The organism is Aeromonas sp. FL131 (assembly GCF_049860615.1).
Taxonomy (GTDB): Bacteria; Pseudomonadota; Gammaproteobacteria; order Enterobacterales; family Aeromonadaceae; genus Aeromonas; species Aeromonas hydrophila.
In genome coordinates, this window is the sequence record NZ_CP187595.1 from 3042031 (window position 1) to 3063299 (window position 21269).

The 21269-nt window shown below is 61.4% G+C and carries 25 protein-coding genes; 17 read left to right on the forward strand and 8 right to left on the reverse strand.

Going from position 1 to position 21269, the window contains the following annotated elements; genetic code table 11:
• Positions 1-111: 111 nt before the first annotated feature.
• From ACPW75_RS14010 to ACPW75_RS14020, 3 genes are all read right to left on the reverse strand, one after another.
• Entirely contained in the window at positions 112-468 is a 357-nt protein-coding gene (locus ACPW75_RS14010) for a cupin domain-containing protein (protein WP_003465043.1), read from the reverse strand.
• 236 nt (positions 469-704) lie between these two features.
• Entirely contained in the window at positions 705-1091 is a 387-nt protein-coding gene (locus ACPW75_RS14015) for a HepT-like ribonuclease domain-containing protein (protein ID WP_003100872.1), read from the reverse strand.
• On the reverse strand, positions 1088-1354 hold the full coding sequence (locus tag ACPW75_RS14020) for a nucleotidyltransferase family protein (RefSeq protein WP_016487057.1): 267 nt from the start codon (positions 1352-1354) through the stop codon (positions 1088-1090). Before ACPW75_RS14020 ends, ACPW75_RS14015 begins: the two co-directional genes overlap by 4 nt.
• 182 nt (positions 1355-1536) lie before the next feature.
• Between ACPW75_RS14020 and ACPW75_RS14025 the strand changes: the two genes are divergently transcribed.
• The 5 genes from ACPW75_RS14025 to ACPW75_RS14045 are packed head-to-tail and all read left to right on the forward strand — an operon-like array spanning position 1537 to position 7359.
• Positions 1537-4503, forward strand: coding sequence for a Tn3-like element ISPa38 family transposase (locus tag ACPW75_RS14025; RefSeq protein WP_003100881.1), 2967 nt, complete (start codon positions 1537-1539; stop codon positions 4501-4503).
• Positions 4504-4539: 36 nt separating this feature from the next.
• Complete coding sequence (trbF, locus tag ACPW75_RS14030; RefSeq protein WP_223177685.1) at positions 4540-4857, forward strand: conjugal transfer protein TrbF; 318 nt, start codon at positions 4540-4542, stop codon at positions 4855-4857.
• A complete protein-coding gene (gene trbG, locus ACPW75_RS14035) occupies positions 4854-5903 on the forward strand; it encodes a P-type conjugative transfer protein TrbG (RefSeq protein ID WP_011191356.1) in 1050 nt (349 codons plus the stop codon). Before trbF ends, trbG begins: the two co-directional genes overlap by 4 nt.
• Positions 5900-7120, forward strand: a complete 1221-nt coding sequence (locus ACPW75_RS14040) for a TrbI/VirB10 family protein (RefSeq protein ID WP_011191355.1) — start codon at positions 5900-5902, stop codon at positions 7118-7120. Before trbG ends, ACPW75_RS14040 begins: the two co-directional genes overlap by 4 nt.
• A 2-nt stretch (positions 7121-7122) precedes the next feature.
• Positions 7123-7359 (forward strand): DUF2274 domain-containing protein, encoded by a 237-nt coding sequence (locus ACPW75_RS14045; RefSeq protein WP_026227538.1) that lies wholly within the window; start codon positions 7123-7125, stop codon positions 7357-7359.
• On the opposite strand, the gene ACPW75_RS14050 is transcribed toward ACPW75_RS14045, so the two are convergent.
• The gene (locus tag ACPW75_RS14050) at positions 7356-8252 is read right to left on the reverse strand and encodes a LysR family transcriptional regulator (protein WP_011191354.1); all 897 of its coding nucleotides are present in this window, start codon (positions 8250-8252) and stop codon (positions 7356-7358) included. The genes ACPW75_RS14045 and ACPW75_RS14050 overlap by 4 nt on opposite strands.
• A 367-nt stretch (positions 8253-8619) precedes the next feature.
• Here ACPW75_RS14050 and ACPW75_RS14055 point away from each other — a divergent pair, with 367 nt between their 5' ends.
• Entirely contained in the window at positions 8620-9042 is a 423-nt protein-coding gene (locus ACPW75_RS14055; RefSeq protein WP_223296479.1) for a MarR family winged helix-turn-helix transcriptional regulator, read from the forward strand.
• A gap of 26 nt (positions 9043-9068) precedes the next feature.
• Positions 9069-10028: a YeeE/YedE thiosulfate transporter family protein gene (locus ACPW75_RS14060; protein WP_004099025.1), complete on the forward strand. Its 960-nt coding sequence runs from the start codon at positions 9069-9071 to the stop codon at positions 10026-10028.
• Between the two features lie 38 nt (positions 10029-10066).
• Here the strand turns inward: ACPW75_RS14060 and ACPW75_RS14065 are convergent, their stop codons facing one another.
• Positions 10067-10426: a DUF6314 family protein gene (locus ACPW75_RS14065; protein ID WP_166479491.1), complete on the reverse strand. Its 360-nt coding sequence runs from the start codon at positions 10424-10426 to the stop codon at positions 10067-10069.
• A 290-nt stretch (positions 10427-10716) separates the two neighbouring features.
• On the opposite strand from ACPW75_RS14065, the gene ACPW75_RS14070 reads away from it, so the two are divergent.
• Together ACPW75_RS14070 and ACPW75_RS14075 are read left to right on the forward strand one after the other, a co-directional pair.
• A complete protein-coding gene (locus tag ACPW75_RS14070) occupies positions 10717-11205 on the forward strand; it encodes a YkgB family protein (RefSeq protein ID WP_004099027.1) in 489 nt (162 codons plus the stop codon).
• A 557-nt stretch (positions 11206-11762) separates the two neighbouring features.
• Positions 11763-12257, forward strand: coding sequence for a MarR family winged helix-turn-helix transcriptional regulator (locus ACPW75_RS14075; RefSeq protein WP_004099028.1), 495 nt, complete (start codon positions 11763-11765; stop codon positions 12255-12257).
• Between the two features lie 396 nt (positions 12258-12653).
• Here ACPW75_RS14075 and ACPW75_RS14080 read toward each other — a convergent pair whose 3' ends face one another.
• Genes ACPW75_RS14080 through ACPW75_RS14090 form a run of 3 tightly spaced genes read right to left on the reverse strand, consistent with a single transcriptional unit; the run spans position 12654 to position 15507 of the window.
• Positions 12654-13679 carry a zinc-binding alcohol dehydrogenase family protein gene (locus tag ACPW75_RS14080; RefSeq protein ID WP_004357654.1) on the reverse strand — a complete coding sequence of 342 codons (1026 nt, stop codon included), beginning with the start codon at positions 13677-13679 and terminating at the stop codon, positions 12654-12656.
• Entirely contained in the window at positions 13679-14368 is a 690-nt protein-coding gene (gene msrA, locus ACPW75_RS14085) for a peptide-methionine (S)-S-oxide reductase MsrA (protein ID WP_425267728.1), read from the reverse strand. The genes ACPW75_RS14080 and msrA (ACPW75_RS14085) overlap by 1 nt, the downstream gene beginning before the upstream one ends.
• Entirely contained in the window at positions 14275-15507 is a 1233-nt protein-coding gene (locus ACPW75_RS14090; RefSeq protein ID WP_004357650.1) for a bifunctional alpha/beta hydrolase/OsmC family protein, read from the reverse strand. Before ACPW75_RS14090 ends, msrA (ACPW75_RS14085) begins: the two co-directional genes overlap by 94 nt.
• A 228-nt stretch (positions 15508-15735) precedes the next feature.
• Here ACPW75_RS14090 and ACPW75_RS14095 point away from each other — a divergent pair, with 228 nt between their 5' ends.
• From ACPW75_RS14095 to ACPW75_RS14130, 8 genes are all read left to right on the forward strand, one after another.
• Entirely contained in the window at positions 15736-16611 is an 876-nt protein-coding gene (locus ACPW75_RS14095; RefSeq protein ID WP_011191349.1) for a LysR family transcriptional regulator, read from the forward strand.
• 146 nt (positions 16612-16757) lie between these two features.
• The gene (msrB, locus tag ACPW75_RS14100) at positions 16758-17201 is read left to right on the forward strand and encodes a peptide-methionine (R)-S-oxide reductase MsrB (RefSeq protein WP_004099035.1); all 444 of its coding nucleotides are present in this window, start codon (positions 16758-16760) and stop codon (positions 17199-17201) included.
• Position 17202: 1 nt separating this feature from the next.
• On the forward strand, positions 17203-17742 hold the full coding sequence (msrA, locus tag ACPW75_RS14105; RefSeq protein ID WP_004099036.1) for a peptide-methionine (S)-S-oxide reductase MsrA: 540 nt from the start codon (positions 17203-17205) through the stop codon (positions 17740-17742).
• A 132-nt stretch (positions 17743-17874) separates the two neighbouring features.
• Positions 17875-18579, forward strand: coding sequence for a glutathione S-transferase N-terminal domain-containing protein (locus tag ACPW75_RS14110; RefSeq protein WP_004099038.1), 705 nt, complete (start codon positions 17875-17877; stop codon positions 18577-18579).
• On the forward strand, positions 18576-19544 hold the full coding sequence (locus tag ACPW75_RS14115; protein WP_011191347.1) for a magnesium and cobalt transport protein CorA: 969 nt from the start codon (positions 18576-18578) through the stop codon (positions 19542-19544). The genes ACPW75_RS14110 and ACPW75_RS14115 overlap by 4 nt, the downstream gene beginning before the upstream one ends.
• 91 nt (positions 19545-19635) lie before the next feature.
• A complete protein-coding gene (locus ACPW75_RS14120; RefSeq protein WP_004099040.1) occupies positions 19636-20208 on the forward strand; it encodes a hypothetical protein in 573 nt (190 codons plus the stop codon).
• Positions 20209-20295: 87 nt separating this feature from the next.
• Positions 20296-20745, forward strand: a complete 450-nt coding sequence (locus ACPW75_RS14125; RefSeq protein ID WP_425904315.1) for a hypothetical protein — start codon at positions 20296-20298, stop codon at positions 20743-20745.
• A 79-nt stretch (positions 20746-20824) separates the two neighbouring features.
• The gene (locus ACPW75_RS14130; RefSeq protein ID WP_018429625.1) at positions 20825-21253 is read left to right on the forward strand and encodes a RidA family protein; all 429 of its coding nucleotides are present in this window, start codon (positions 20825-20827) and stop codon (positions 21251-21253) included.
• The last annotated feature ends 16 nt before the right edge of the window (positions 21254-21269 follow it).

Genomic DNA, 21269 nt, shown 5'->3' on the forward strand with positions numbered 1-21269 from the left:
CGGCACGCTGCGACGCAAGGAGGTTTGCGACCTGGTTTAGCAGCCGTGTCCGCTGCATGTCTGTTACCTATCTCCCCGACCGCTCATTGGACCAACTCCAGAGATTGGGCTCTATCGCTCAGCCAATACGAAACCGGCATTGGCTGATGCCACAACCGAGACGAACACAAATGGCTCGGTACCTGTATTTCGCGCCCCGTGCACTTGGCCCGGTCTTGCCACGGCTATCTCACCTTCCCTGAGGGCACGAACAATCCCATTGCCCTGAAAGTAATCAGCCATTCCCGACAAAACAGTCCACGTGTCTTGGCCGTGAGGATGAATGTGAGCCGCAATTTCCTGCCCGGGATGGACATGCCAAACCACGATAATTGAGTCTCGGGTTTCAAGCACAACGGAACGAATAGGCTCGCCTTCGGACGGCTGAACATACTCGGCTACAGAAAATATTCTCGATTCAACAGTCATCGGAGATCCCTCTTTCACAGTGCCCCCAGACAGGCTGGATATGAGTTCTAACTCGAATTTGAACGGGAGGCTGGTCGTGCGGTCGTGCAGTTGCCGATGAGCGTGTCGGCTGCTGCCTCCTTGCCCACCAGCGAACTCACGTCCGTTGCGGCCATCCAGAAGGTCTTGCCCGAGCGCGGCTCATAGGTCGCGGGATCGAACACGCCAGAGGGGCCGAACATCGGCGGCTTGATTGGTCATGGCTCCATGCCTTTGTCGTTACGGTCTTCATCGTCGGCATCCTGACGCACGGCGGGCAATTGCTGGAGCAACGCCGGCAGCCATTCCTGTACCGTCTCCCACACCACATCGAGGTTGATGTCGAAATAGCCGTGAGCCATGCGATTACGCATATTGCGCATGCTGCGCCACGGCACGTCGGCATGCGCCTGGGTGAACTCGACGTAGCCATCCATCACCTTTGTGGCCGCCTCGCCGATGACGATCAGGCTCATGATGACGGCCTGCTGGGTGCGCTTGTCGGCCAAGAAGTCGTCCTTGGCCATCCCTTCCACGAAGCTGCGCGCATCGGTTGCGGCCTGCTGAATGTGGTCGAGGTAATCGGGCAGGCGGTTCTCGCTCATATCGGTTGCGCCTCCGCGAGCACCTTGGCCCGGAACTTCGGCGGCAGGTCGCCGGGAGTCAGCAGATCGACGTCAACGCCGAGCAGCGATTTCAGTTCTTCTTCCAAATCGCCCAAGTCCAACAACGTGGCACCGGGCAGCGCATCGACCAACAGGTCGAGGTCGCTGCCATCCCGGTCGGTGCCATGCAGCACCGAGCCGAAGACGCGCGGGTTCGCGGCGCGAAAGCGGCCTACCGCTTCACGCACTGCGCTTCGCTTCATGTCAAGCACAACAGACGGTCGCATGCGCATCCTTTCTTATCGAAACTCGTTGAGATGATATGCAATCAAGAATAGAATTTCAAGAACTATTTTCGAGAATCGCAATGCCTTGATTCCCGTGCCGCGCCGGTTGCCTTGGCGGGCTTGTCACAAACCTACGTTTTCAAGAAGAAGGAAACCGCATGCCCCGCCGTTCGATCCTCTCCGCCGCCGAGCGCGAAAGCCTGCTGGCGTTGCCGGACACCAAGGATGAGTTGATCCGTCACTACACGTTCAGCGAAAGCGACCTCTCCATCATCCGGCAGCGGCGCGGCCCGGCCAATCGGCTGGGCTTCGCGGTGCAGCTCTGCTACCTGCGCTTTCCCGGCGTCATCCTTGGCGCTGATGAGCCACCGTTCCCGCCATTGCTGAGACTGGTCGCCAACCAGCTCAAGGTCGGCATCGAAAGCTGGGACGAGTACGGGCAGCGTGAGCAGACCCGACGCGAGCACCTGGTCGAGCTGCAAACGGTGTTCGGCTTCCAGCCGTTCACGATTGGCCACTACCGGCAGGCTGTCCAGTTGCTGACCGAGCTGGCCATGCAAACCGACAAGGGCATCGTGCTGGCCAGAGCCTTGATCGAGCACCTGCGGCGGCAGTCGGTCATTGTGCCCGCCCTCAACGCCGTCGAGCGGGCGAGCGCCGAAGCGATTACCCGCGCCAACCGGCGTCTCTACGACGCCTTGGCTGAGCCGCTGACGGACGTGCATCGCCGTCGCCTCGACGATCTGCTCAAGCGCCGCGACAACGGCAAGACGACGTGGCTGGCCTGGCTGCGGCAATCCCCGGTCAAACCGAACTCGCGGCACATGCTGGAACACATCGAACGCCTCAAGGCGTGGCAGGCGCTCGACCTGCCCTCCGGCATCGAGCGGCTGGTTCACCAGAACCGGCTGCTCAAGATCGCCCGCGAGGGCGGCCAGATGACGCCCGCCGACCTGGCGAAGTTCGAGCCGCAGCGGCGTTACGCGACCCTGGTGGCGCTCGCCATCGAGGGCATGGCCACCGTCACCGACGAAATCATCGACCTGCATGACCGCATCCTGGGCAAGCTGTTCAATGCCGCCAAGAACAAGCATCAGCAGCAGTTCCAGGCATCCGGCAAGGCGATCAATGCCAAGGTGCGGCTGTTCGGGCGCATCGGCCAGGCGCTGATCGAGGCCAAGCAAGCGGGCCGCGATCCGTTCGCCGCCATCGAGGCCGTCATGTCCTGGGATGCTTTCGCCGAGAGCGTCACCGAAGCGCAGCGGCTCGCGCAACCCGAGGACTTCGATTTCCTGCACCGCATCGGCGAGAGCTACGCCACGCTGCGCCGCTACGCGCCGGAATTTCTCGACGTGCTCAAGTTGCGGGCCGCGCCCGCCGCCAAGGACGTACTCGACGCCATCGAGGTGCTGCGCAGCATGAACAGCGACAACGCCCGCAAGGTGCCCACCGACGCGCCGACCGAGTTCATCAAGCCGCGCTGGCAGAAGCTGGTGATGACCGACACCGGCATCGACCGGCGCTACTACGAACTGTGCGCGCTGTCGGAGCTGAAGAACGCGCTGCGCTCCGGCGACATCTGGGTGCAAGGCTCGCGCCAGTTCAAGGACTTCGAGGACTACCTGGTGCCGCCCGCGAAATTCGCCAGCCTCAAGCAGGCCAGCGAATTGCCGCTGGCCGTGGCCACCGATTGCGACCAGTACCTGCATGACCGGCTGACGCTGCTGGAAACGCAGCTCGCCACCGTCAACCGCATGGCGCTGGCCAACGAGCTGCCGGACGCCATCATCACGGAGTCGGGCCTGAAGATCACGCCGCTCGATGCGGCGGTGCCCGATACCGCACAGGCCCTGATCGACCAGACGGCGATGATCCTACCGCACGTCAAGATCACCGAATTGCTGCTGGAGGTAGACGAATGGACGGGCTTCACCCGGCACTTCGCCCACCTGAAGTCAGGCGACCTGGCCAAGGACAAAAACCTGTTGCTGACCACGATCCTCGCCGACGCGATCAACCTGGGCCTGACCAAGATGGCGGAATCGTGCCCCGGCACGACCTACGCCAAGCTGGCCTGGCTGCAAGCCTGGCACATCCGCGACGAAACCTACGGGGCGGCACTGGCCGAGCTGGTCAACGCGCAGTTCCGACATCCCTTCGCCGAGCATTGGGGCGACGGCACCACGTCATCGTCGGACGGCCAGAACTTCCGCACCGGCAGCAAGGCCGAGAGCACCGGCCACATCAATCCGAAATACGGCAGCAGCCCAGGGCGGACGTTCTACACCCATATCTCCGACCAGTACGCGCCGTTCCACACCAAGGTCGTGAACGTCGGCGTGCGCGACTCGACCTACGTGCTCGACGGCCTGCTGTATCACGAATCCGACCTGCGGATCGAGGAGCACTACACCGACACGGCAGGGTTCACGGACCACGTCTTCGCGTTGATGCACCTGCTGGGCTTCCGCTTCGCCCCGCGCATTCGTGACCTGGGCGACACCAAGCTCTACATCCCGAAGGGCGATGCCACCTACGAGGCGTTGAAACCGATGATCGGCGGCACGCTCAACATCAAGCACGTCCGCGCCCATTGGGATGAAATCCTGCGGATGGCCACCTCGATCAAGCAGGGCACGGCGACGGCCTCGCTGATGCTCAGGAAGCTTGGCAGCTACCCGCGCCAGAACGGCCTGGCCGTCGCCCTGCGTGAGCTGGGACGCATCGAGCGCACACTGTTCATCCTGGACTGGCTGCAAAGCGTCGAGCTGCGCCGCCGCGTGCATGCCGGGCTGAACAAAGGCGAGGCGCGCAACGCGCTGGCCCGCGCCGTGTTCTTCAACCGCCTGGGGGAAATCCGCGACCGCAGCTTCGAGCAGCAGCGCTACCGGGCCAGCGGCCTCAACCTGGTGACGGCGGCCATCGTGCTATGGAACACGGTCTATCTGGAGCGGGCCGCGAACGCCTTGCGTGGCCACGGTCAAGCCGTCGATGACGGCCTGTTGCAGTACCTGTCGCCGCTCGGCTGGGAGCACATCAACCTGACCGGCGATTACCTCTGGCGCAGCAGCGCCAAGATCGGCGCGGGCAAGTTCAGGCCGCTACGGCCGCTGCAACCGGCTTAGCGTGCTTTATTTTCCGTTTTCTGAGACGACCCCTGGCTGCGCGCCTACGACTTCACGACTGACCGCGGCGCCATGGCGCTCAATGACTACGCCCGCTCCAACGACCCCTTTACACGGGTCGGCCGGCAGCAGGTCGCTGTCGACGTCTCCAGCGTCATCCGCGCGTCCCCGGACAGCTTCCGCGTCGCCTGGGTCGAGCGCCGATACGAAAATGGCCAGCTCGCCGAGACCACGCGCTGGACCGCGATCCTGACGATCGTCGTGCAGATCCCCCGAAACGCCGACCGGCTCAGGGCGAACCCGCTCGGCATCTACGTCAACGCCATCAACTGGTCACGGGAGCTTGGGCAATGAAGCCGTATTTCCGTAAAGCCGGAAACCCGGCTTCACACACACACGTACTCCCGGCTCTCCGTAGAGCCGCATTCCCGGTCGTTCTGCTAGCGGCGACCGCGCTCGCGGGCTGCGCGACCACCAATCCGCCGCCGGAGATTTCCTACGACAATGCGGCTCCGGCGGTGCAGACCGTCGATCCACCCGCGCCGGTCACCGTGGTCGAGCTGCCCCGGCCGCTGCCGCTGCCTGGCCAATTGCAGCGTGTGGAGGAGACGCGGCGTGCCCCGGAGCCTTCTAATCCGACCGCTCGCGTCAACCAGGCAAACGAGGCGGCACGAGTCCAGCCGGTGCGCGACGGCTTCATTAACTCGATGCAGGTCTACCCGTGGACTCAAGGGGCGCTTTATCAAGTCTATACCGCCGTCGGGCAGATCACCGACATCGCGCTCCAACCCGGGGAGCAGCTTGTCGGCGCAGGCCCGGTGGCCGCCGGCGACACAGTGCGCTGGATCATCGGCGACACCGAGAGCGGATCGGGGGCAACGCGCCAGATCCACATCCTAGTAAAGCCCACCCGCGCCGACCTGATGACAAACCTCGTCATCAACACCAACATGCGCACCTATCACATGGAGCTGCGCTCGACAGAGCGCACCTATATGGCGTCGGTCTCATGGCAGTATCCGCAAGACCAGCTCATTGCGCTGCGCCGTCAGAACGCCGAGGCGCAGGCGGCCCAGCCGGTGGCGAGCGGCGTCGATCTCGCGAACGTCAACTTCCGCTATGCGATCGAGGGCGACCGTGCGCCGTGGCGGCCGCTGCGCGCCTTCGACGACGGACGCCAGGTCTTTATCGAGTTTCCGCGCGGCATCGGTCAGGGCGAGATGCCGCCACTCTTCGTCGTCGGCCCCGAGGGCAACACCTCTGAGCTCGTGAACTATCGCGTTCGCGGCCACCACATGATCGTTGATCGTCTGTTCGCGGCTGCCGAACTTCGCTTCGGCTCCGGCCGCGAGCAGAAGCGCGTCAGGATCGTCCGCACAGACGGGAGGCCGACCTCGTGAGCGAGAACCCGCCCCGGATTGAGGAAGTGCCGGACGACGATGCGCAGCCCCTGACCGGCGAGCCGGTCGGGCCTGCGCCGATGCGGCTGCGGGCCGAACCGCCCCGCGTCACCCGGTTGTCGCGGAAGGTTCTCGCCGGCCTCGGTCTTGTCGCCAGCGTCGGGCTCGGAGGTGCGCTGATCTACGCGCTTCAGACCCGCGACGCCGGTCGGCCGAACGACGAACTCTATTCGACCGAGAACCGCTCGACCGCTGACGGACTGGCCGGCCTGCCGCGAGATTACAGTGGCGTGCCACAGCTCGGTCCCCCTCTTCCCGGTGACCTCGGCCGGCCGATCCTTAGTACCCAGGATCGCGGACAGCCGGTGCCCACACCCGGGACGGCCACGCCCAATCCCGGCATCAGCCCGGAAGAGCAGCGCCGCCTTCAGGAAATCGAGACCGCGCGCACCAGCCGTCTCTTCTCCGGATCGGAAAGCCGGGGCACACCCGCTGCTGCGGGAGCTGCCCCAGCGCTCGCGCCGGTGCCGGATTTGGCGAGCATTGGCCTCGCTCCGCCGCCCGCCACGCCCTCGGCGCAGGACCGGCAGAACGCGTTTCTGAACGCCGCGGCCGATCGCAGGACGGTTGCGCCCGATCGCGTCGCTGCGCCAGTATCGCCGAACGTCCTTCAGGCGGGAGCAGTGATATCCGCGGCGCTGATCACCGGCATCCGATCCGATCTACCCGGCCAGATCACCGCGCAGGTCACCGAAAACATCTACGACAGCCCAACCGGCCGTATCTTGCTTGTGCCGCAAGGCACTCGTGTGGTCGGGCAGTACGACAACAACGTGCAGTTCGGCCAGAGCCGAGTCCTGCTCGTCTGGACTCGGCTCGTCTTCCCGAACGGGCGCTCGATCGTTCTCGAGCGCCAGCCTGGTGCTGACGCTGAAGGGTTCGCCGGGCTGCAGGATGGCGTCGATTACCATTGGTGGGATCTGGCCAAGGCTGCGGGATTGTCGACACTGCTGAGCGTCGGCGCCGAACTCGCGGTCGACAACGACGATCAGCTCGTTCAGGCGATCCGGAACGGTGGGCAGGACACCATCAACGACGCAGGGCAGCAGATTGTGAGGCGTCAGCTCAACGTCGCGCCCACGATCACTATTCGGCCCGGATTTCCCGTGCGCGTTCTCGTGACGCGAGACTTGGTACTGGAGCCATATGGAGGGTGATGATGTCGAAGCTTAAGCTAGGCCCCATCGCGGACGACAAGCCGCTTAAGGTACAGGTCGAGCTACCTGCAGCTCTCCACCAGGACCTTGTTGACTACGCCCACCTATTGGGCCGAGAGCAAGGTCAGTCCGCTGTTGACCCAGCTCGGTTAATCGTCCCGATGTTACAACGGTTCATCGCGACAGACCGTGGCTTCGCCAAAGCCAGGCGAACGTTGACGCCGGGGAGCGCCGATTAATCCGTGGTCCCCGCTCTAGAGGGGGTGTCGAAACACTTCAGCAGCAGCGGCAGAGTCGGGTTGTCGTTGTCACTGGAAGAAATTATAGCGGCCGTCGGCGCCCGCGCCGATGGGAGCGGGATCAACGCGATATCCGGCCGGTAGATCACGCTGGTGATGGTCAAGCCGAAGCCCTGTTCGACCATCGTCAGCAGGGTTTCTCGGCTGACTTGTTGGATCGAGAGTTGAACCGCTCCGTCTCCGGCGCCCACCATGCGCCGGAGTATGCCAGCGAGCTCACGCCCAGCGCCATCCGAGCGAACGAGGAAGACTTCGTCACAAACGTCCTCCCACGACAGCTGTGGCCGTGCTGCCAACTCGTGAAGCGGGGACAATGCCACGAACAGATCTGGTTCGCAGAGACGTCGAACTTGGAACTGAGGGCTCTTGCTCGCACTCAGGCTGATTGCTGCGTCCAGTAATCCGCGCTTCACCCCCAAAGTGTTTTCTTCTGAAGTGCCTTCCTCAAGCTTTACCTCGATCGTCGGATGTCTATTTCTGAATGCCGAGAGAATGTTGATGATCGGGCACGCCGGGAACGCTTCAAGCATTCCAAACCTCACGAGCCCGGTCTTGAGTTTCCGCGCGGAGCGGATCTCCGTTGCGGCGTTACGAAGGTAGCGCGCTCCCACCACCGCTTGTTGAAGGAAGCGCTCACCTTCTGGAGTCAGCCCTGCCCCCGCTCGCGTACGCTTGAAGAGAGAAAAGCCAAGTTGGCGCTCAAACAGCTGCACACGTCGGCTGACGGTGGATTGCGATATCGATAGGCGCTCCGCCGCTCGGCGGAAGCTGCCGGCCTCGGCGACCTGAACGGCGTACTTCAGGTATCGGAGATCAAGAGTCAGGTCGGGCATGAGACCCGTCCGATCATACCGGCGGTCTCATCGGCGAACCGCCTGCGCCCGGTGAGCGGCACCCATGCACGTCCACTTTCATCGAGCCCACCCCCGCTAGCGCCTGGGGAACGAGCACGTCCGTTGATCTCAGATGTGGAATCCGAGCTGAGCCCCTCAATGAGCATGACCATGTCCGAATCTGTCATAGATGCATGCGGCGGTCATACATTTTCACACGCTTGAAGTCTATGCGCGAAGCATATATTCTTGCGGTATGGAGCCTGAGGTCGCCAAGTACCATTTAGGTGCACTCGCGTTGGCCGTTGCAGACAGCATCGCCAGTGTCTCGGCCTCGTTTTCACCAAGCGGCCCGGGGACCGCCGTGATGGTGTTACTCAGCATGGAGCCCGGACTGCCGATCAGCGTTTTGGCTACCTCGATCGGGCTTTCTCATGCCGGGACGGTGCGATTGATCGATAGGCTCGAGCGCGAACAGTTGGTGGAACGACGAAGACAAATCACCGACAGGCGGGCGCGCTTCATTCACCTCACCAATTCGGGGAAGAAGATAACGGACGCCTTGCTCAAGGCACGGGAGCAGGTGATCTCCGAATGTATTTCGCCCCTGTCGCCCAATGACCTCGACATTCTAGGCATGCTGTCGGAGCGGCTCCTTGTGGCAAACGGCTTCGACAAAGATGGCTCGGTCAGCCTTTGCCATCTGTGCGGCTACAGCAGGATCGCGCCTTCCCGTGGTAAAGCTAAGCCGGGGCGCTCGCCACGCTGGAACGTCGCATCAGAAGGCTGACGATATGATCAGGCAGGCTTGAAATAATGGGATCGTTTGCGCTCGAACTTCTTCTATGCGTACTTGCCTTCGGGTTCGGATATGCGGCGAACCAAGGCGGAACCTGTTTAGTGGTGGCCGCTCATGAGTTACACAGAAGACAGCCGCCGAAAATGTTCGTCGGATTTCTCGCAGCGTCGGCAGCGGCAGGCCTGGTTGCGGTCCCGATAGTCTGGACGGGAACACTGGGCGCAACACTCGCACCCTCGACCAGCATCAATTTCCTCCTGCTCATCGGCGCCATCGCCTTCGGCCTCGGCGCACTCATTAATGACACATGCCTGCTCGGATCGCTGGCGCGGCTTGGGGATGGGGAGATGCGACTTCTAGCTCTACCCTTGGGATTAACGATTGGTATCTTGGCTGCCGACCATGGCAGGTTCGGCTACGATTCAACATGGCCAAGCTTAATCTCCAAACCGAGCGCAACAGGCCTCGTTACTCTCCTAGCCTTCCTAGTTGTGCTCGTGCTGGCACTCGTTTTCGTTTCCACGAAGAGCGTTCTGCGAACAAAGCCGGGTTGGTCGTTCGGCGCTTCGATGATTGGACTCGGTATCACTGGCGGACTTCTATATGCACTCTCGCCGGCCTGGACCTTCGCAGACGTGATTCAACGCGCCCTTCCTCTCAGAATGTCCCCGGCCGGCGAGGTCGCGCTCACTGCGGTGATCTCTTCGATCGCAGGCGCCCTAACCGCCTCCTTTCGCCAAGGCAATCTGCGTCTCCAACTGCCGACAGCCAATGGCATTCTGCGATCTGTCGTCGGCGGCACATTGATGGGTATCGGCATCGCGCTCATACCCGGCGGGAATGATGGGTTGATCCTCGCAGCGGTTCCGACTCTTTCACCTGGTGGGATAGTCGCCTACCTTCTGATGACGACGACAATCGTCTTCGGATTTGCAGCGCGTGGTAAGTTATTCCGGCGCTGCCTTTCACGGCCATGATAAGGGCAACAGAGGACTTGCCCTCCTGACATGAGCATTTATCCCGACCGGGAATATCGGCTGACTAGCTCGTATGCCTTTGCAGGCCCTTGGACCATGATGACCACTTCAAAGGCCGCCGGCCCCAGAATCCTGTAGGTTGCATGGTAGGTGTCGTCTCCGCAGGCATAGACGCCACTCGCTTCCAACCCGGTATCCGTCCGCGAGAAACTCAAGCTGAGGAACTGCGTCCCGATATGAGGTCCGTCTGCGAACTCGACGACAACACTGTCCTCGCTCAAGCGATAGCGATACTGCCGGCACGCGGAGAATACTCTGCCATCTGCCAGTGAGAGAATGCCGCTCTCTCGATAAGCGAGCGCGCCTTCGCCGATCGCTGCTACGATTTCGGTGGGCATGGTTATCTCGTCCAGGGCCGCGTCCATCCGTACAGGCTGGACGTTTGCCAACGGGCTATAGGCCCACCCGGAGCGCCAGCCCCATCAAGTCAAAATCCCGCAAAGGTCGCGCGTTTGCTGGGTAAAGGCATCGCCGATGAGGATGGCTTCGTGAGGCAGCGAAGCGCGAGCCAGCCGCTCGACATATCTCGCTTATTAGTATATGCGTCGCGCATATACTGCAACGCCTGCCCGAAGCACGTAGACGACGTTCGTGACGTTCCCACGGGACCACTGTTGAGGAATTTTAGATGAGCATTTTCGACCGTTATGAATTTCTTGTCCCCGAGCACGGTCGGAGGGATCTTGGCCTGCTTAGATGGGCTCTCGTGATCGTATTTCTGTGGTTCGGCGCGATGAAGTTCACAGCGTACGAGGCCTATGGTATCGCCCCGTTTATCGAACACAGCCCGATCATGAATTGGCTCGGCATGTTCGGGACGCAGGGGCAAAGCTATTTCATCGGCGTTATCGAGTTATCGACCGGTCTCGTTCTGATCCTTGGTGCATTTCGTCCACTCTTCTCTGCGCTAGGCGCACTAATGTCAGCAGCGACCTATCTGATCACGCTGACCTTTTTCATCACCACTCCAGGTGTCGCGGAGCAGACTGCCGGCGGCTTTCCTGCGATTTCGGCTGCACCAGGGCAGTTTCTACTGAAGGACGCAGTTCTGCTAGCGGCGTCCCTCGTGCTGCTGCGTGCTTCGGTCCGCCACAGAGGGGCGCTTGTGCTCTCGTGACTGTGGTCCTCTCGTGACGGCGGGCGTGCAAATCCTGCAGAACCTCCGCGGGGCATGGATGCTCCGTCGCGATATCGAGCCCGGAGGCGCTCAGCTGCATGGCGACGCGGTCTTCGCCCGTTTCGCCGCAATCCCCGACGTCGTGGAGCACGGACTGTTCCTCAATGGGATTGATACAATCGTGATCGCGCGCGGTGACACGATGGAAGTGCGACGCCGGGGGCAAGCTAGGTCTCGCTGATCTGCACCTGCGCGGCCTGGATGACAGCGCTGACGCGGAGTGATTCTCGGGCGCGACCTACGGCGATTCCGAGCGAAAAGGCTTGCCCTATAGCCGCCAGGTATCAACGGTTCCGCGGCCTTAACGAGCCGGACCCGTTTTTTTCGGCGCGCTCGATCAGTCGAAATCCTCCGAAACCCTTCTAAAACAGGACATTTTCCACAAGCCGCGCGGAGGAAGAGGACCACGGTATGGCTTGCTGTCTATGCTCCGCGCACATATAGATGTGGCAATGGATGGACCTCGAGATCGAAACATTTTCGGGGCGTTCGCACTCATGATCAGCGACGACATCGTTCGCGCTAGTTCATCGCGGGCGCCGGAAGCTGGACCCGCCGCCTCAGCGCTGGCGTTGCTCGCGCACAAGCCCGGGCTCTCGATCCGTATGCTTGCGATCGGGGTGGGCCTTTCACATGCTGGAACTGTTCGCCTGGTGGATAGATTGGTAAGCGAGGGATTGATCGAGCGTAGGGAGCATTCGACAGACGGGCGCGCGCGATCCCTCTATCTTACTCCAACTGGCAAGGTCGCGAGCGACGAGGTCCTGGCCTCGCGCGATCAAGTGATTGCCGAAGGGCTATCGATCCTTAATCCAGACGAACTGAAAACCTTATCGGACATCGCTGAACGCGTTCTCCGAAATCGCTTGGAAAACCTCGAGCAGTCATACCGCATCTGCCGCTTGTGCTGCTACGAGGGCTGCACGAACTGCCCCGTCGATGCCGAATTGCATGAGCGAGGTGTGGACCGCGAGAAGAACGACGACGCGTAGGAGACTCGCAATTGCGGCAGCTCAACGCTGCTCAGATGGCGGGGCTTCATAATGTCAGCGAGCCTACCATCAGCCGCATTCTTTTGGCTACGCGTCAAGCCGGCCGATCGGGCATGGCGGTCTCATTCTAATATGTCGGTGATCGCCCCACTTTTAGCCGCTCAATTGATCGGAACGCGGTTTCGGAAGCGGCCGTTCAAACCACTCGCTGCATTCCCATTTCTCTATGTCCGATAGGTAGTTTCGGGGAAAAGCAGTCGGGAACAGGTTTCGGGAACGCATGCTCCGGCAGGAGCGCAGCGCGCGTCCCAAACGCGTTTTCCCGGTAGAGCTTCCCAATCGGCAAAGTGCGGGCCACCTCAGACTGCGAACGCGAAAAACCGCCTGGCTGGTCACTCAAGGCAGGGTAACGACGATTTTCGCTGCGGATACACCCGCCTTCAGGGCTTCCAAGGCAGCCTGGAGCATTTCAAGGCCCTGGCCCACGATCTTCGCCGGAGGGGCGGGGACGAACGTGCGCGCCGCGAGAGCCTGCGGCAGGAATTCGCGGTAGATCATTGGACCAACCTCGTCATCCTTGAGGCTCGTCCCGGAGATGTGCGTCGCCTCGACTCCAAATGAACGCTCGTCGGGCGGGGCCAGCGTCGCTGCCACCCGGCGCGAGCCCTCGCATCTCGCAACTACGGCAAAACAGTCTTTCATGTGACCGGTCGCGTGAAGCGTTCCAGCGAGACTGCGCCCGCGCATTGCCTCAATCACGTCTTCCACGATGGCTGGACTCGAGTGGTCAAGAACCTCGCTTGCACCCAGCTCCTTCAACAGGCCGACGTTGCGCGCCGAAGCGGTGGCGACGCACCTGTAGCCCGACGCCACCGCGAGCTGGATGGCGTTGCAGCCAACGCTCGACGATCCACCCCAGACCAGAACGACCTCTGGACGCGCGGTCGGCGAGTGTAACGGTGGCGCGAGAGCCAACTGTGTCCGTCCGTAGAGCCCGCTTGCGGCGGTGCCAAGGCCAAGCGGGAGGACTGCCGCATCAGCGAAGGCAATGTTGTTGGGGATCGGCGCCGCCATGTGGTCCAGCACGATCGTGTGGTGCTGGAACGCACCCTGCGCAGGTTGATTTACGGTTGTCCCGACCGCCTGTCCGATGACTCGATCGCCGACCTTGAACCGCTCGACCGCGCCACCGACCGCCGCGACCTCACCGGAGACGTCGCTGCCGAGAATCGCGGGATAGTCGAGCCATGGCAAAAGCGCGACGTCCTGCAGAATCCAGTCGAGTGGGTTGATCGCGATGGCCGCGTTGCGGATCAATATCTCGTTCGCCGCCAGATGCGGCAGAGCGGTGACACCGATCCTCAGTGGCTGCCCCGGCGCTTTCTGCCAGGCGGCCTGATTAGTCACGGTTTCGGTCATCATCAACTCTTTCTGTCAAGTATTACAGCTGGGCGTTCGTCTGAGCGGTCCAACCGCCAGGTCGGGCGCACGAAGTGGCAGCTATAGCCCCCAGGATAGCGCACCAGGTATTCTTGGTGCTCTGGCTCCGCCTCCCAAAAGGGTTCTTCTGGGTTGATCTCCGACACGACCGGGCCTGGCCAGCTTCCTGATGCCTCGATTTCCGCGATGGTTGTGAGGGCGACTTCCTTCTGCACTTCGGTGGTGTAGAAAATCGCCGATCGATAGCTCGGACCGACATCGCTGCCTTGTTGCTCGTAGGTCGTGGGGTCATGTATCTGGAAGAAGAGTTCCAAGAGCGAGCGATAGGCGAGAACGGAAGGGTCGAAGGTCACTTCCACTGCTTCCGCATGGCCGTAATGTCTCGCGTAGGTCGGATCAGGCATTTCTCCGCCTGTGTAACCGACACGCGTCGAAATGACTCCCCTGGCTCGGCGCAGCAAATCCTCCATGCCCCAGAAGCAGCCGCCTGCGAGAATTGCTCGCTCTGTCGCGGCCGCCCTATTGCCGGTAGGCGATTGGCTCACAGTCCGTTCGCCCTCCTCCGTGTGCGCCACGGTCAAGCCAGCCTCGCGGGATCCGCAGCCTGACTGGCGCTCAAGAGCTCGGTCTGCACGTCCGAACCCCGGATGAGACTCAGATCGACGGGACACCGATCAGCGATCGCGAGGATCCGAGCGCGCTGATCATCACTCAGCGGCCCATCGAGGACAATGGTGCGGGTGAACCGGTCGGGTGGCATCATGTCCGGCACCTTCTCGTGCTGCACGGTCGTGCTCGCCCGTTCGAGCGGAAAGCCCTTGCGGTTCGCATAGAGACGCATCGTCATCACCGTGCAGGCTGCGAGGCCGGCAGATACGAGTTCGTAGGGAGATAGTCCGGTCCCGAGGCCACCGACCGATGCTGGCTCGTCGGCGAACAGAGTGTGCTCGCCGCTGCGGACCTTGAGCTGGAACGTCCCTGCAAGAGTTTCGGTGGAGACGACGCCCTCCGCAACCTCGACCTGCGGAAGATCCGCGCTGAGTGGTGGGAGAAAGCGGCTCGCCCAAACCGCCACCATGGCCGCGGCGTAGTTCGCGTCCGCGACGTCGGTGAGAAGGTGATCCGCGTTGTCGAGCGAGATGAAGCTTTTAGGGTGCCTGGACGCGACGAAGATGCGCGACGCGTGGTCGATGCCGACCACCTGATCCAGCGGAGAGTGCATGACCAGCACCGGCCGTCGCAGGGAGGCAATGGCCTTCTCGACGTCGATCCCCTCAACCGCCTCAAGGAACCCTCGGCGAATGAGGAAGGGCCTACCGGCAATCTCCACCGAGGCCTCGCCCTCGCTCGCGATGGTGTCCAGATCATTCGGTCCGAAGAGGCGCAAGATATGCTGAAGGTCGGCCGGCGCACCAATCGTCGCTACCGCCGCAATATCAGGCATGTCGGCGGCGGCTACGATCGCAGCGGTGCCACCCAGGCTGTGCCCGACGAGGAGGGACGGTGACATGCCCGCCGCCGCCATCGCATTTGCGGCGGCCCGAAGGTCCTCGACGTCCGACGCGAAGTTCACAGGTTCTCCCGTCCCACCGCCGATCCCGGTCCCGGCGAAATCGAACCTCAAGACCCCGATGCCCGCACGCGACAGCGCGCGCGAGATGTGAACAGCGGCGCGACTGTCTTTCCCGCACGTGAAGCAGTGGGCGAAGATCGCCCAGCCCCGCGGCGTCCCTTCCGGCGGTTCGAGGTGCCCGGACAGCGGAGAGCCAGCCCCACTGACAAACGTAAATGATCTTCCTGCCATGTCCATCAAACCTCCAGCACGCGGCTTGGCGGTTGCGCTCTCAGAACCTTCGACGGAGCTGAGCGGAGCGCACCGCCAACCGGTAATCGTCATCTCAGGCTATCATTTATATGTCTGGCGCATATAGACAAGCCCCTATACCATGATTATATGCGCCAAGCATACTTCTGCGACCTGCTTTCCAAAGGCGGTCTCACGGAAGAGGTATCAGTCAGGCGCGTGGGCCAAAGGACTATGGAACTCAATCAAGTCAGCTATTTCATCAACTTGGCCGAGACGCTGAATTTCACAGCGGCCGCTCGCTTGAGCGGTGTGTCACAGCCAAGTCTGACCCGCGCGATCCGCCGCTTGGAAGATGAGCTTGGCGGGCCGCTGATCTATCGCGACGGGAAGAACAGCCGCCTGACTGGCCTTGGCCATGACGTCGAGGCAGAATTCCGGCGCATGGTGGTCGCGATGAAGAGCGTTCGCAATCACTCGGAGCACTGGGCGATGGGGGGGCACCGCGTGCTGGATGTCGCCGTCGCGCCCACCGTCGGACCAAAGGAATTTACGGCATTCTTCGAGAGCGCATTGGCGGAGATGCCATCCATCGAAATCAAGCTGCACTCGCTCCAGTCGAACGAGGACACATCGGAGGTGCTTTCAGGAAAATACCACGCGTGCATCATGCCGCGTGAAACAAGACCGGAACGCAAGCTGGATGTGCATCCTCTATTTCGGGAGCGCTTCGTGCTCGGCTGTTCTGCAAACCATCCCTTGGCTGCCAACGAGATCGTGCGCGGCGAAGACCTGCTCGAGTTTCCTTTCGTCGATCGCCTGAAATGCGAGTTTCGCGATCGGATCCTCGATCACTTCGCGCGACGGGACTTGCTCATGCGACCTCGCTTTCGATCAGATCGCGAGGACTGGGTGCAACGGGTCGTCGCTGACGGCCACGCCATATGCATTCTTCCGGAACGATCGCCGACCGTGCAAGGCCTCGTCACTCGGCCGATCGACGGATTTGTCTTGGAGCGCGAAGTCGTGATCGCGACAGTATCCGGCTCCACGGCAACGGTCGAGATACGGAACATCGCGCAGCTGGCAGCCCGGTATGAGTGGAACTGAATCACGACGTGAAGAGCTTCGGCGCTATGGAAACTATACGCGCAGCGTATTGGATAAATCTGGGGCGCACTGCTATAGTCGGCGCAATGACTGCAAAGATAAATGACAGTGTGTCGAGCTCTCTAGATTAATTATTGGAGACTATCATGAAGTTTGAGAAGTCACAGGCAGCAGTTGACCGCCTGACCCCCGAGCAACGCCGGATTACCCAGGATTCGGGGACCGAAAGGCCCTTCACGGGTGAGCACAACGACAACAAGGAGCCTGGCATCTACGTCGACATAGTGTCGGGAGAGCCGCTGTTCGCTTCAACGGACAAGTTCGATTCGGGTACTGGCTGGCCCAGCTTCACCAAGCCGATCGTTCCGGCAAACGTGAACGAGGTGCGGGACAGTGCACACGGCATGGTCCGGACGGAGGTCAGGTCGGTACACGCCGACAGCCATCTGGGCCACGTTTTCCCGGACGGTCCTTCCGACCGCGGCGGTCTGCGCTACTGCATCAACTCTGCGTCCCTTCGCTTCATCCCGCGCGACGAGATGGAGTCCGAGGGATACGGTGAATATCTCGATCAAGTAGAGGAGGCTTAACATGCATCAGCGCGCTGTTCTCGCAGGAGGATGTTTCTGGGGCATGCAGGATCTGATCCGCAAGCGGCCCGGCATCATCTCGACCCGTGTGGGTTACACGGGCGGCGATATTCCGAACGCCACGTATCGTAATCACGGCACGCATGCCGAGGGGATCGAGATTGTCTTCGACCCGACAGTGACGAGCTACCGGCACATCCTGGAATTCTTCTTCCAGATCCACGATCCGACGACGCTGAACCGCCAGGGCAATGATCGTGGGCTCTCCTACCGGTCGGGCATCTATTATGTCGACGAGGAGCAGAAGCGCGTCGCCGAGGATACGATCGCCGATGTGGATGCCTCGGGGCTGTGGGATGGCAAAGTGGTGACCGAGGTCCAGCCGGTCGGCGAGTTCTGGGAGGCCGAGCCCGATCACCAGGATTATCTGGAGAAGCGGCCGGGCGGCTACACCTGCCACTTCGTCCGTCCCGACTGGGTTCTTCCAAAGCGGCATGAGGCCGGCGATGTGAGCCCTGCGGCCGGGGCTGCAGCGGAATAGGCTTCGCTGCCGTTAGTGCCGCGCCGATCCGGTTCGCAACCTCCGACGACCGCGTCAATCGACGCGGTCGTCGAACCCGGCCTTGAAGCAGATCATTCCATTCAGCCGCCGTCGCAGTGCCAGGATCCAGATATGACAGACCTCTCCTCCTTTCCCATCACGCAGCGCTGGCCAGCATCTTATCCGGATCGCTTGCAACTATACGCGGCCCCCACGCCCAACGGCGTCAAGGTCTCGATGATGCTGGAGGAGACTGGCCTGCCGTATGAGCCCCACTTCGTCGACATCTCGAACAACGAGTCGAAGGATCCAGCGTTCGTGTCGTTGAATCCCAACGGCCGCATACCCGCGATCATCGATCCGGCTGGCCCTGACGGCCAGCCCATTGGCATATGGGAAACCGGTGCGATCCTCATCTATCTGGCCGACAAGACGGGGCAGCTCATCTCAACAACACCCGCCCAGCGGTACGAGACTCTGGCCTGGGTGTTCTTTCAGGTGTCGGGCGTTGGGCCGACCTTCGGACAGCTAGGCTTTTTCCTGCGATTTGCCGGCAAGGACTATGAGGACAAGCGACCTCGGCAGCGCTTTGTTGATGAATCCAGGCGTCTTCTCGGGGTCCTGGATCACCGGCTGGAGGGCCGCGAATGGATTGTCGATGATTACTCGATCGCGGACATTGCGACGTTTGGCTGGGTGAATGCGCTGGTCGAATTCTACGCAGCGGGCGACATCCTCGGCCTAAGCAGCTATTCGAACGTGCAGGCATGGCTCGAACGCGGGCTGGCGCGACCGGCTGTACAGCGTGGCCTGCGAATTCCTGCGAGGCCTGCATGACCATTATCGCCGCATATTATTACAACGAAGGTAAGCGAGTCCGTGAAATCAGGCTCGATGAGCACGTCGAACTAAACGAGAATCGCTCGGGCTTCTGCTGGATCGCGCTTAGCGAGCCCACCGCAGACGAACTCAGCGCGATCCAGACGACGTATAACCTCCATCCTTTGGCGATCGACAACGCCATGCACCCGCTGTGCCCGCCCAAGCTCGAGGTCTACAACGATGAGTTGTACGTCGTCGCCCAGACCGCCGAGCTGGTCGGCGACCGGATCAGCTACGGCAAGATGGCGATCTTCACCGGTCACAATCACCTTATCACCGTGCGGCACGGCAATGCCGGAGCGCTGGGCAAACTTCGGGAGCAACTCGAGGCATCGCCGACGCAGTTCGGCAAGGGTGTCGACTATGTGCTGCACGCGATCTTGCACCGAGTGGTCGACCAGTATCTGCCCATCTTCGAAATGATCGAGGACGACGTCCTGGCGATGGAGCGACGGTCGCTGCACGATTTCCTCGGGCCAGAAGAGGTGGCGCGAATCTTCGAACTAAGGTCCGAACTCACGCGGTTCCAGCGCACGCTCGGGGCTATGGCCGAGCTGGTGCGAAAGCTCGTTCGCGGCCACTTTCCCTGCATCAGCGCCGAAATGACACCATATTTCCACGACGTCGCGGACCATGTCCACCGCGTGCAGTCCATGGTCGACGGCCTCCTGCTTATCCTGTCCACGGTCTTCGAGGCCAGCAGCCTTCTGGAAGCGCAAAGGATCGGTGTGGTCACTCGCCAGCTCGCGGCCTGGGCGGCGATCTTGGCGGTCCCGACGGCGATCGCCGGAATATATGGCATGAACTTCAAGCACATGCCGGAACTGGACACGCCATATGGCTACTTCGTCGTGCTCGGAGTGATAGCGGTGTTCTGCCTTCTCCTATTCATGCGCTTCAAGAAGGCCAAGTGGCTATGAGTAACGCACTTCGCGAGCTTCTCCGTCCGCCGAGTCACAGCGCGCTTTGTGCGCGAGCGTGTCCAATCCAGTTCAAGATGAAGGTGCTTCCATGACCTCCCAGGTGACCGACGTTCTAGAAGCAGTCCAGTCATTCATCGCCAAAGGCTATGACCGCGAATACCGCGTCAAGGACGGCAATCTCGTCGATCTCGAACTAGGGTCAACCCTCGATGCATGCAGCATTCGCGTCGATGCGGCGTTGCGCCTCGAGAGCGGGGACGACGGCGAAGATGCCTCCAACATCTACGCGATCACCGATCCGGCGACAGAGCATAAAGGCCTGTTGATCGACGCCTTCGACGTGTTCCACGAAATCTGCCCCCGCGACTTGTCCGAGCGCCTTGTGGCGCATCGGGAAACAGCACCGGCAGGTGACCAGGACGCGCCGAGCAAGCACGGACTACGGAAAGTCTACAAGAGCGAGTTTCACAGCGATCCCGAGCGTTACGTTCTGCGCGAGGGCTTTCCAGACTTCCCGCCATGCCCTTTCGGCCAATCCTTCAGCATCCTCGGCTTCGATACCGCCGAGCAGGAATATGTCTGGCTCGTCACGAGCATCATTCGAGATCCTCGGCTGATCAGGGTTCCATACCAGGGCGAAGACGTCATCAGCGACGAATAGCGGTGTCGCTTAGCCGGAAAGGCTGGCCTTCCTGGCCCACACATCTGCAGGCTGAACTTTAAGAACATCGAAAATTAGGAGGTGATTATGGACTGGAACAAGGACCACATACGAGAAACTATGCTCTTGCTGGAGACAGCAGCGTTGCACAGCGCTCGCGAAAACTACCTGGACTATGTCTCTACCGCTCGGCTCGATCGGAGCGAACCGCTCGAAAACGACGAACTAGCTCAGGCCGAGGTCGCGAGCGACTTCGCTGAAGCGCTCGATGACACGCTCCATGACTACGCCAATAAACTCGAAAAGCTCAGGACGATCGATTTCGGCCCCAAGTTGGCCGTCAACGAAGGCGCTGTCGTCAAGCTGTCCGGCCGCCACTTTGTGATCGCGGTGTCAACGAGCAAGTTTACCTGTCAGGGGCGTGAGCTCATGGGCATTTCCACGATGGCGCCGATCTTCGAAGCGATCGAGGGTGCCCGAGCCGGGGAGACCGTGCAGTTCAACGGCCGGGACCTCACCGTAGAAGACGTGGAATAAAGCCCTCCACCGCAGCCGGCGCGCTAGTGCCGAACGCCCTGCATCTCTTTCTGCATGCATACGGTCACTTGCAGCCGCGTTGACCTGGCTCATCAAAGGCAAACTCATGACAACACCTTCATTCTTCATCACCCCCGGATACGGGACGCGCCTGCATGACGCGCTTCATTATTCTCAGGCAATGCGCATTGGTGACCGCGTGGAGATCTCCGGACAGGGCGGATGGAACGACGATCTCGTCATTCCGGAGTCGATTGAGGAAGAGATCGAGCAGGCGTTCAAGAACGTGGAACGGACGCTCGCGACCGCCGGAGCACGCTGGCCGCATGTGGTCCACGTCAATTCCTATCACGTCGGTGGATTCCCTCCCGTGATCAACGAAACAATGGCCAAGCTGTATCGCCACTACATGCCCGACCGCGCTCCAATCTGGACGCAGTTGGGAATCGAAGCGCTGGGGCTTCCAACCATGCGTATCGAAATTCGCGTAACAGCTATCATCGCCTGACCCCGCGGTTCGTGCA